The organism is Rhodopseudomonas sp. (genome assembly GCF_048594845.1).
Classification (GTDB): domain Bacteria; phylum Pseudomonadota; class Alphaproteobacteria; order Rhizobiales; family Xanthobacteraceae; genus Rhodopseudomonas.
Map to the genome: position 1 here is coordinate 1 of NZ_JBMDXE010000220.1, position 11,672 is coordinate 11,672.

6 protein-coding genes are annotated in these 11,672 nt (G+C 67.1%); 3 read left to right on the forward strand and 3 right to left on the reverse strand.

Annotated elements, in window-relative coordinates:
- Positions 1-152: 152 nt before the first annotated feature.
- Entirely contained in the window at positions 153-848 is a 696-nt protein-coding gene (locus tag ACOJTD_RS14325) for a hypothetical protein (protein ID WP_420133569.1), read from the reverse strand.
- Between the two features lie 556 nt (positions 849-1,404).
- Between ACOJTD_RS14325 and gltB the strand changes: the two genes are divergently transcribed.
- Both gltB and ACOJTD_RS14335 read left to right on the forward strand, forming a co-directional pair.
- Positions 1,405-6,132 carry a glutamate synthase large subunit gene (gene gltB, locus ACOJTD_RS14330; RefSeq protein ID WP_420133570.1) on the forward strand — a complete coding sequence of 1,576 codons (4,728 nt, stop codon included), beginning with the start codon at positions 1,405-1,407 and terminating at the stop codon, positions 6,130-6,132.
- Positions 6,133-6,317: 185 nt separating this feature from the next.
- Positions 6,318-7,775 carry a glutamate synthase subunit beta gene (locus ACOJTD_RS14335; protein WP_420133571.1) on the forward strand — a complete coding sequence of 486 codons (1,458 nt, stop codon included), beginning with the start codon at positions 6,318-6,320 and terminating at the stop codon, positions 7,773-7,775.
- Between the two features lie 593 nt (positions 7,776-8,368).
- On the opposite strand, the gene ACOJTD_RS14340 is transcribed toward ACOJTD_RS14335, so the two are convergent.
- On the reverse strand, positions 8,369-9,145 hold the full coding sequence (locus ACOJTD_RS14340) for an SDR family NAD(P)-dependent oxidoreductase (protein WP_420133572.1): 777 nt from the start codon (positions 9,143-9,145) through the stop codon (positions 8,369-8,371).
- A gap of 146 nt (positions 9,146-9,291) precedes the next feature.
- Between ACOJTD_RS14340 and ACOJTD_RS14345 the strand changes: the two genes are divergently transcribed.
- Positions 9,292-10,026, forward strand: a complete 735-nt coding sequence (locus ACOJTD_RS14345; protein WP_420133573.1) for an SDR family NAD(P)-dependent oxidoreductase — start codon at positions 9,292-9,294, stop codon at positions 10,024-10,026.
- 224 nt (positions 10,027-10,250) lie between these two features.
- On the opposite strand, the gene ACOJTD_RS14350 is transcribed toward ACOJTD_RS14345, so the two are convergent.
- Positions 10,251-11,672, reverse strand: a 1,422-nt coding sequence (locus ACOJTD_RS14350; protein ID WP_420133574.1) for a GDSL-type esterase/lipase family protein, incomplete at its 5' end; no start/stop codon positions are given.

Sequence of the window (11,672 nt, forward strand, 5' to 3'; positions counted from 1 at the left end):
CGATGCGATGCAATCCAGCTTCGTTAACTTAACTGGTTTGCTTCGTCGCGGAGCCTGTACTCGGACGGCGCGATGCGCCGATCCGGGTGCTCCTCGCAATGACGGTTTTCAGTTTGGAGTCCATGACCCGCCGATAGCGCGGCTCCTGCGACTTACTCCAGCCCCTGCACCGGCGGCATTGGCTCGGTCGGTTGGACCGTCGGGCCGGCCGGAGCGGGTTTGGCTTCGGTCGGAACTGGCGGCGGAGCGGCGGTGGGTTTTTGAGTGACCGCGGCTTCCTGCTTCGGTGCGGTATCGACCTTGGCCGGCTCGTTCGTGCCCGGCTCGATCTTGGCCGCGTCGGTCGCCGGCTTGGTGGTGTCCTTCGCCGGAGAGACTGCGGTTGCGGCATTGCTGGCAGCCGCGGGCGAGGGGCCCTTGGTGGATTGCTGGGGCGACGGTCGCGGCAACGGCGTCGTCGGGGTGCGGCTGGCGAGCCGGCCGACCGCGCGCGGCGGTCGTGGCGGATTGTGTTCGATGAAGCGCGGCAGGCCCTGGATCCGGCCATAGCTGGCGACCGTCACGGTCTCCATCGCGTCGCCCATCTGCCAGGCCGGCATGAAGCGCAGGATCCGGCCGCTGCGGGCATCGACCACCAGCCGGCCGTCGTCGCCGTCCGGATTGAGCGCCGACATCGTATAGACCAGCCCGCGCTGATACGGCACGCCGAGCGGCTCGAAGCCGGCGTCCCGCGCCATGTCGGCGACCTCGCGCGGCGACAGCACCTCCGGCACATAGCCGTCGCCCGGAAGCTCGCGGCGGAAGCGCGGCGGAGGGAGCGCCGCATAAGGCTCATCGATATCCGACACCTGCGTTACGACCGGTGCGCGGGAGGGGTGTGGGAGGGGTTGCGCACTTGCGGCGGTTGCGGCCAACAGGCCGGTTGCGACGGTCCATCCCGAGATCATCCACCCGATGACATGCATGCTTTGGCTCCCCTGTGAGGTCCGCGGGCCGTTGTTGTGGGGGCCTCTGCGGACGCGGCGGAGCCTCGGCGGGGAATTGGGCCTCGCTTGGGCCGGATCGGGGCGCTTTCGGCGTAAAACCGGGGCACGAAATCAGGTTCGAACGCTTCCAAAGCAGGACTCCCGCGCGCTTGTGTGCTAGACAAAAATTTGACAAGGTCTTGCTAGGACAGCAACACTGTCTCAATTACGGTGGTAGCCCAGCACGGGCCTTGCAGCGTAAACAGCGGCGTCTGACGCCGCGTGAGACTCCTGCCTTGTCCATTGGGCGATATGGACACCGGGGTCTGAATACTAAAAATCGTGGCTCGCGGCGGCGAGCGGTGGCCCGGAGGGTGCCGCGGACGCCCGAAGTGTGCCGCTGCTGGACGAATCCTTGCCAGGATGAATGAGGACGAAAATGAGCGGGTCTGAGGTTGAGCGCGAGAACATGGTTGCCAATGCGCTGACGGCGGATCCGGCTGTGAAAACGCCTGCGCGCGAACACACTTGGCGTCCCGAAGCCGAAGGTATGTACGACCTGTCGCGCGAAAAGGACGCCTGCGGCGTCGGCTTCATCGCCAACATCAAGGGCGTCAAGTCGCATCAGATCGTGTCGGACGCGATCCGCATCCTGTGCAACCTCGAGCACCGCGGCGCGGTCGGCGCCGATCCGCGCGCCGGCGACGGCGCAGGTATTCTGGTGCAGATCCCGCACGCCTTCTTCAGCCGCAAGGCCGCCGAGCTCGGCTTCTCGCTGCCGGCGCCGGGCGAATACGCCGTCGGCGCGCTGTTCATGCCGCGCGACTCGTCGTGGCGGAAGGTGATCAAGAGCATCGTCGCCGACCAGATCAAGGCCGAGGGCCTGACGCTGCTGGGCTGGCGCGAAGTGCCGACCGACAACTCGTCGCTGGGCGAGACCGTGAAGCCGACCGAGCCCGCCAACATGCAGGTGTTCATCGGCCGCGGTCCGCTGACCAAGTCCGAGGACGAATTCGAGCGCCAGCTCTACGTGCTGCGCAAGTCGATCTCCAACGCGATCTATCAGCGCCGCGAGCGCGGCCTCGCCGGTTACTATCCGGTGTCGCTGTCGTGCCGGACCGTGATCTACAAGGGCATGTTCCTTGCCGACCAGCTCGGCAAGTACTACCCGGACCTCGCCGAGCCGGATTTCGAATCCGCGCTGGCGCTGGTGCATCAGCGGTTCTCGACCAACACCTTCCCGACCTGGTCGCTGGCGCATCCGTACCGCATGGTCGCGCACAACGGCGAGATCAACACGCTGCGCGGCAACGTCAACTGGATGGCGGCGCGTCAGGCCTCGGTGCACTCCAAGCTGTACGGCAAGGACATCAGCCGGCTGTGGCCCATTTCTTATGAAGGCCAGTCGGATACCGCCTGCTTCGACAACGCGCTCGAATTCCTGGTGCGCGGCGGCTACTCGCTTCCGCACGCGGTGATGATGATGATTCCGGAAGCGTGGGCCGGCAACCCGCTGATGGACGAGCAGCGCCGCGCCTTCTACGAATATCACGCCGCGCTGATGGAGCCGTGGGACGGCCCCGCCGCGCTCGCCTTCACCGACGGCCGTCAGATCGGCGCGACGCTGGACCGCAACGGCCTGCGTCCGGCGCGCTACCTCGTCACCAAGGACGACCGCATCGTGATGGCGTCCGAAATGGGCGTGCTGAAGATCCCGGAGGATCAGATCGTCACCAAGTGGCGGCTGCAGCCGGGCAAGATGCTGCTGGTCGATCTCGAGCAGGGCCGGCTGATTCCGGACGACGAGATCAAGGCCCAGCTCGCCGCCAGCCAGCCTTATGCGGACTGGCTGCATCGCACCCAGATCGTGCTCGAAGAACTGCCGGACGCGCCGGTCAAGGGCCAGCGCTCCAACCTGCCGCTGCTCGATCGGCAGCAGGCGTTCGGCTATACGCAAGAGGACATCTCGATCCTGCTGACGCCGATGGCGTCGACCGGCGAGGAAGCCTCCGGCTCGATGGGCAACGACACCCCGCTGTCGGCGCTGTCGGACAAGCCGAAGCCGCTGTTCACCTACTTCAAGCAGAACTTCGCCCAGGTCACCAACCCGCCGATCGATCCGATCCGCGAGGAGCTGGTGATGAGCCTGGTGTCGATCATCGGCCCGCGGCCGAACCTGTTCGATACGCTCGGCGCCGCCGGCCACAAGCGGCTCGAAGTGCGCCAGCCGATCCTCACCGACGGCGACCTGGAAAAGATCCGCTCGATCTCCGAGGTCGGCGACTCGCATTTCAAGTCGCGCACCCTCGACACCACCTTCCACGCCGGGCTCGGCGCGGCCGGCATGGAGCAGGTGCTGGACGAACTCAACGCCCGCGCCGAATCCGCGGTGCGCGACGGCGTCAACATCATCATCCTGAGCGACCGGGCGGTCGGCAGCGACCGGATTCCGATCCCGTCACTGCTCGCCTGTGCGTCGGTGCATCATCACCTGATCCGTGTCGGGCTGCGCACCTCGGTCGGCCTCGTCGTCGAGTCGGGCGAGCCGCGCGAAGTGCATCACTTCGCTTGCCTCGCGGGCTACGGCGCCGAAGCCATCAACCCGTATCTGGCGTTCGAGACCATCATCTCGCTCAAGGACAAGCTGCCGGCCAAGCTCGACGACTACGAGATCGTCAAGCGCTACATCAAGTCGATCGGCAAGGGCCTCTTGAAGGTGATGTCCAAGATGGGCATCTCGACCTACCAGTCGTATTGCGGCGCGCAGATCTTCGACGCCGTCGGCCTGCGCAACGACTTCATCGCCAAGTACTTCGCCGGCACGCATTCGCAGATCGAAGGCGTCGGCCTCGCGCAGATCGCCGAGGAAACCGTGCGCCGTCATCACGACGCGTTCGGCGAAGCGCTGGTCTACAAGAGCGCGCTCGACGTCGGCGGCGAATACGCCTTCCGGTCGCGCGGCGAAGACCATGCCTGGACCGCCGAGTCGGTGGCGACGCTGCAGCACGCCGTGCGCGGCAATTCGCAGGAGCGCTACCGGGCGTTCGCCCGCATTCTCAACGAGCAGCAGGAGCGTCTGCTGACGCTGCGCGGCCTGTTCAAGATCAAGACCGCCGAGGCCGAGGGCCGCAAGCCCGTGCCGCTCGAGGAAGTCGAGTCGGCGGCCGAGATCGTCAAGCGGTTCTCGACCGGCGCGATGAGCTTCGGCTCGATCTCGCGCGAGGCGCACACCACGCTGGCGATCGCCATGAACCGGATCGGCGGCAAGTCGAACACCGGCGAGGGCGGCGAGGAAGCCGATCGCTTCAAGCCGATGGCCAACGGCGACTCGATGCGCTCGGCGATCAAGCAGGTCGCCTCGGGCCGGTTCGGCGTCACCACGGAGTATCTCGCCAACTCCGACATGATGCAGATCAAGATGGCGCAGGGCGCCAAGCCCGGCGAAGGCGGCCAGCTGCCCGGCCACAAGGTCGACGCCACCATCGCAGCGGTGCGTCACTCGACCCCGGGTGTCGGCCTGATCTCGCCGCCGCCGCATCACGACATCTATTCGATCGAAGATCTGGCGCAGCTGATCTACGATCTCAAGAACGTCAATCCGTCGAGCGCGGTGTCGGTCAAGCTGGTGTCGGAAATCGGCGTCGGCACGGTCGCGGCCGGCGTCGCCAAGGCGCGCGCCGACCACGTCACCATCGCGGGCTTCGAGGGCGGCACCGGCGCTTCGCCGCTGACCTCGATCAAGCACGCCGGCTCGCCCTGGGAAATCGGCCTTGCCGAGACGCACCAGACGCTGGTGCGGGAGCGGCTGCGCTCGCGCATCGTCGTCCAGGTCGACGGCGGCTTCCGCACCGGCCGTGACGTCGTGATCGGCGCCCTGCTCGGCGCCGACGAGTTCGGCTTCGCCACCGCGCCGCTGATCGCGGCCGGCTGCATCATGATGCGCAAATGCCATCTAAACACCTGCCCGGTCGGCGTCGCGACGCAGGACCCGGTGCTGCGCAAGCGCTTCACCGGCCAGCCCGAGCACGTCATCAACTACTTCTTCTTCGTCGCCGAGGAAGTGCGCGAGCTGATGGCCGCGCTGGGCTATCGCAGCTTCAACGAGATGGTCGGTCAGTCGCAGATGCTCGACCAGCAGGCGCTAGTGGCGCACTGGAAGGCCAAGGGTCTCGACTTCTCCAAGCTGTTCTACAAGCAGAAGGCCGAGAAGGGTCAGACGATCTATCACTCGGAGACGCAGGACCATCACCTCGAGAAGGTGCTGGACCGCGAACTGATCGCCAAGGCGCAGCCGGCGATCGACCGCGGCGCGCCGGTGAAGTTCGAGGCCGAGATCAACAACACCAATCGCTCCGCCGGCGCGATGCTGTCCGGCGTAGTGGCCAAGCATTACGGCCACAACGGCCTGCCGCACGACACCATCCAGGTGCACCTCAAGGGCACTGCGGGTCAGGCGTTCGGCGCCTGGCTGGCGCGCGGCATCACCTTCGATCTCGAAGGCGAAGGCAACGACTATGTCGGCAAGGGCCTGTCGGGCGGCAAGATCATCGTCCGGCCGCCGGCGATCTCCGGCATCGTGCCCGAGCAGTCGATCATCGTCGGCAACACCGTGATGTACGGTGCCATCGAAGGCGAGTGCTACTTCCGCGGCGTCGCCGGCGAGCGCTTCGCGGTGCGTAACTCCGGCGCGGTCGCGGTGGTCGAAGGCGCCGGCGATCATTGCTGCGAATACATGACCGGCGGCATCGTCGTGGTGCTCGGCAAGACCGGGCGCAACTTCGCGGCCGGCATGTCGGGCGGCGTCGCCTATGTGCTGGACGAGGACGGCAGCTTCGCCAAGCTGTGCAACATGGCGATGGTCGAGCTCGAGCCGGTGCTGTCGGAAGAGATGATCAACGAAGGCACCTATCACCAGTCGGGCGATCTCGAAGCGCACGGCCGGGTCGACGTGTTTGCGGACCTGCTCGGCAGCGACGTCGAGCGGCTGCACGTCTTGATCTCGCGCCACGCCAAATACGCCGGATCGAAGCGCGCCGCCGAGATCCTGGCGAACTGGAAAGACTGGCTGCCGAAGTTCCGCAAGGTGATGCCGGTCGAGTATCGCCGCGCGTTGCGCGAGCTGAAATCGCGCGCCGCCGAGGAGCCGAAGATCGCCATCGGGGCGTAGTTACAAGCGAAGCCGTCACCCTGAGGTGCCCGCGCAACGCGCGGGCCTCGAAGGGTGACAGCAACAGGACACAGCAGAACATTCATCCTTCGAGGCTCGCCCTTCGGGCGAGGATCCCGGATCAAGTCCGGGACAGGCTCTCAGGATGACGACCGGATAAAGAATTCAGGGGCGTTGGTAGTCTGATGGGCAAGGTCACGGGATTTCTGGAAATCGAGCGTCACGACCGCGCATATGCGCCGGTGGCGGAGCGGGTGAAGAACTACAACGAGTTCGTCGTCCCGCTTAGCGACAAAGACCTGCGCGACCAGGCCGCGCGCTGCATGAACTGCGGCATTCCGTATTGCCACGGTACCGGCTCGGCGCATCCGGGCACGCCCGGCTGTCCGGTCAACAACCAGATCCCGGACTGGAACGACCTCGTCTACAACGACAACTGGCAGGAAGCCGCGCGCAACCTGCACTCCACGAATAACTTCCCGGAGTTCACCGGCCGCATCTGTCCGGCGCCGTGCGAAGCGTCCTGCACGCTGAACATCGACGACAACCCGGTCACGATCAAAACCATCGAATGCGCCATTGTGGATCGCGCCTTCGAGAACGGCTGGGTCAAGCCGGAAGTCGCGTCGATCAAGACCGGCCAGAGCGTCGCCATCATCGGCGCCGGCCCAGCCGGCCTCGCCGCCGCGCAGCAGCTGGCGCGCGCCGGTCACGACGTCCACGTCTATGAAAAGCTCGCCAAGGCCGGCGGCCTGCTGCGCTACGGCATCCCCGACTTCAAGATGGAGAAGCATCTGATCGACCGCCGCGTCGCGCAGATGGAGGGCGAAGGCGTCACCTTCCACTACAACAGCCCGGTCGGCGGCACTGCGCCCGGCGCGGTCGATCCGGCCGAGCTGCTGAAGCAGTACGATGCCGTCGCGCTGACCGGCGGCGCGGAGTATCCGCGCGACCTCGCGATCCCGGGCCGCGACCTTGCCGGCGTGCACTTCGCGATGGACTTCCTCACCCAGCAGAATCGCCGCGTCTCCGGCGAGCCGCTCGGCGACAAGCCTGAGATCCTCGCCACCGGCAAGCGCGTGGTGGTGATCGGCGGCGGCGACACCGGCTCGGACTGCATCGGCACTTCGATCCGTCAGGGCGCGACGTCCGTGACCCAGATCGAAATCATGCCGGCGCCGCCCGAGAAGGAAGACAAGGGTCTGACCTGGCCGAACTGGCCGATGAAGATGCGCACCTCGTCGAGCCAGGCCGAAGGCGCCGCGCGCGACTTCGCCGTCAACACCGTGTCGTTCGAAGGCGAGGGCGGCAAGGTCACCAAGCTTAACTGCGTCCGCGTCGACGGCGCTTTCAAGCCGATCCCCGGCACCGAATTCGTCATCGAAGCCGACCTCGTGCTGCTGGCGATGGGCTTCGTCTCGCCGGTCAAGGACGGCCTCCTCACCCAGCTCGGCGTCACCCTCGACCCGCGCGGCAACGTCAAAGCCGACCTCGACCGCTTCACCACCTCGATCGACAAAGTCTTCGCCGCCGGCGACATGCGCCGCGGCCAGTCACTGGTGGTCTGGGCGATCAGGGACGGGCGGCTCGCGGCGCAGGCGATCGATCGGTTTTTGATGGGAAGTACGACGCTGCCGAGGTAGGCGACGGCACGGCTTTCGGCCGCGAGCGAGTGCACGACGCTCGCTCCGTCCTCAGCCGTCATGCGCGGGCTTGACCCGCGCATCCATCGCGCGCGAAGCGCGCCATGATCCCTCAACGCACTGCGTCATCCTGAGGAGCGCGGCAAAGCGGCGCGTCTCGAAGGATGGATTGCCGGGTCAAGCCCGGCAATGACGGCCGTGCCGTTAAGTAGGCCTTGCCGCGTTCAACCCTCCTGGTGACAGAAGCGCTCGCCACGTCCCGTGTCGTCATCGTCCGACTTGATCGGACGACCCAGTATCCCAGAGCGTCGCTGTGATGTTGTGCCCCGACGCGGGTGCTCTGGGATACTGGATCCCCGCATGCGCGGGGATGACGGCTCGGGGTGGGCTGACGCTATGAGGTACAAACTCTCCGCGAGTCATTCCGGGGCACGCGCGGAGCGCGTGAGCCCGGAATCCATAGCCCCTGGACTCGTGGTTACGTCGTAACGTGTATGACTACGGCTTCGCCGCGTCGCTGATGCTGCGGCGTATGGATTCCGGGTTCGCGCTATGCGCGCCCCGGAATGACCGACGAGAGGATCATGCGATCCTCACGCGTTCCTGGCCATCAAGCCGCCGTCGACCGGGATCACCGCGCCGGTGATGAACGACGCCGCTGGCAGGCACAGGCTCAACGTCATATGCGCGACTTCTTCCGGGTCGCCGTAGCGGTGGAGGGCGGTGCGGCGTCTTGCGTATTTCTGTTTGTGCTCGGCGCTGATGCGGTCGGTCATGCCGGTGGTGATCGGGCCGGGGCAGATGCAGTTGACGGTGATGCCTTCGGGGCCGAGCTCGACGGCGAGAGAACGCGTCAGGCCGGTGACGCCGGCTTTGGCGGCCGAGTACGGGCTGTGCGGCGCGGTGGCGCCGAGCGCTTCGGTCGAGGCAATGTTGACGATGCGCGGGCTTTGCGACCTGCGCAAATACGGCAGCGCGGCGCGGATGACGCGCGGATGCGCGGTGAGCAGGATGTTGAGCGCGCGCTCCCACACCGCCTCGTAGTTGGCGTCGTCGATCGGCAGCGCCGCCGAGATGCCGGCGTTGTTGATGACGATGTCGAGCCCGCCGAGCGTCTGCGCGATCTGTTCGACGCCACTCTTGATCGCCTCTGCATTGCCGACGTCGAGCGCGAACGCAGTCGCGTCGCCGCCGCGCGCCTTGATCGCGTCGGCGACCGGCTGCGCGCCGTCGAGCTTGACGTCGGTGACGGCGACGCGCGCGCCTTCGTCGGCGAACACATGCGCGGTGGCGCGGCCCATGCCGCTCGCGGCCCCGGTGACAAGTACGCGCAGGCCTTTGACCGAACGGCTGAGGGGTTTGTACGACATCGGTTTCCTCCGGTTGTTTCTTGTTGCGGAATTACTCGGGCGCGTCGCGCGGCCCGGCTCCGATTGACAAGGCTGGCATCGATCGACACACAGGTCAAACGCGGCCGGCACAAGAGCCGCGGCAACGACAACACGGGAGGTTCGCGGTGAACGAACTCGATTTTGGCGGCAAGCAGGTTCTGATCGTCGGTGGCTCGAGCGGCATCGGCAACGGCATCGCGCAGGCATTTGCGGCCCACGGCGCCAAGGTGTGCGTCACCGGGACGCGGGCGTCGCAGAACGACTACGCGGCGGCGGACGGCAGTCACTTCGACGGGCTCACTTACGTGCAGCTCGACGTCGGCAAGCCGCAGGCGGTCGAGGCGTTCGCGCCGCCGATCGACCGGCTCGACGTGCTGATCCTGGCGCAGGGCGCGGTGATCTATCGCCGCGGCGAGTTCGAAATGGACGGCTTCCGCCACGTGCTCGAAGTCAATCTGATGAGCCTGATGGCCTGCGCGACGAAATTCCATCCGCAGCTGAAGGCGTCGGGCGGCAAGCTGATCATCGTGTCGTCGACCGCGGCGTTCCACGCCACCAAGGGCAACCCGGCCTACAACGCGTCGAAGACCGGCGCCTATGGTCTGACTCGCACGCTGGCGCAGGCCTGGGCCGAAGACGGCATCCGCGTCAACGGCATCGCGCCGGGCCTGGTCGATACCAAGATGACCAAGGTGACGACCGACAACCCGAAGCGGCTCGCCGGCGCCATCGAGGGCATCCCGATGAAGCGCCTCGGCACCCCGGAAGACATGGCCGGCGTCGCGCTGTTCCTCGCCTCGCCGCTGTCGAGCTACGTGCTCGGCCAGACGCTGGCGGTGGACGGCGGGTTGATTTTGTAGCAGCGCGCAGCGCTTCAACGCATCGCGACCTCATCCTGAGGAGCCCGGCGAAGCTCGCAGAGCGCAGCCGGGCGTCTCGAAGGATGCGCCGCGAGTTGTGAGTCCGTGCCGCCTCATGGTTCGAGACGCCCGGCTTCGCCGGGCTCCTCACCATGAGGGCCGAGCGTGACGGCGCGCGGCAGATGTGGACTAACAGGTCACGCGTTCGGCCGAGAGCGTCACCTTCACCGGAAGATCGAGAAGAATCCCGATGCGGTCGGCGGCGGGGCGCGGCGGACCTGGGGCTGCTGCTGCGCCGGGGCGAAGCCGAAGAAGCCGGAGGCTGCGGGTGGCGGCGGAGGCGGCGCGGCGCGGACGACGCGGCGCTGCTGCTGCTGAGCCTGCTGCTGCGGGCCGCCATCGCGCGACGGCGCACCGCCGCTCGGGCTGTTGCTCGCCATTGGCACCGCGCTCTTCGGCGGCTCCTTGGGCGGCGGCGGCTCCTGCGCCTTCTCGACCACGATCTCGCGGCGCGGCCAGGCGTAGTCGTCGGCGCGGCCAGCCGGCGCGGCCAGCGGCTCGCCCTTCAACAGCGTGCGGGAGACCAGCGCATCGACCGGCACCGGCGACGCGCCCGGACCGCCGAGCAGCTTGTCGGTCGAGACCGCGGAGGCGACCAGCGGCACGATCGGTCCGGCGATCGGGCGCGGCGGCGGACCTTCCGGCTTGGCGGGCGTGGTATCCGGCGTGGCCGGTTCGGTGGGCAGAGCGATCGGGCCGGAGCGGGCGGCGAGCAGCCGCGCGATCTCGCGCTCGACATAATGCGCCAGCTTGCGGGCGCCGGCCTTGGTGAAATACACGCCGTCGTAAGAACGCAGCCGGCGAGTCTGACCTTCGAAGTCCGGACCCTGCAGCATGTAGCGGCCGCCTTCATCGACGAAGCCGTCCCAGACGTCGACATACGTGATCCCCGCCTTGGCGGCGGCGTCGCGATACAGCGCGTTGAGGAACTGCGCGTCGGAGGTCGATTTGGTGCCGCGCACGGCGGGCAGGCCGACCCACAGCACCGGCACGCCCTTGGTCTTCAGCACGGCGATCATCTCGTCGAGCTTCTTGCTGTAAAGCTCGGCCCAGCGCGCGTCGCGGAACTGCGCCACGCCACTGCCGCGCTTGGATTTCTCCGGCGCCATGATCTGCGGCGCGCCGTCGTCGTCCTCGTCATCGTCGGCTGCGGCGTTGTCGGCGGGCTTCTCGTCCGGCTTGGCGGCGTCGGGCTTTGTTACGTCGGGCTTGACCTCGGCGTCCTTCTTCGTGTCGGCGGCGGTCTCGGTGATCGGCATACGATCGTTGAGGCCGAGCATCACCACGATCGCGTCGGGATTCTCGCCGGCCAGAATCTCCTTGGCGGCGCCGGTCCAGTCGGACGGCTCGCCCTTGGGCTGATAGCGCAGCAGGCCCGAGACGGTCTTGTGCTTGCGGATCACGCCCATTTCGGGCTGCTCGGTGTAGGCCTGCTCCAGGCCGTAAGCGAGCCAGTCGGCCATCGCGTCGCCGAGCACCACGACATTGCGCTCGGCCACGGTCTCGCGCTTTTCCGGCGCGGGTGCCCGGGAATAATCCTCGCGCACCGGGGCCGGCCGGCGCGGCGCTTGTTGCTGGAACGGCGC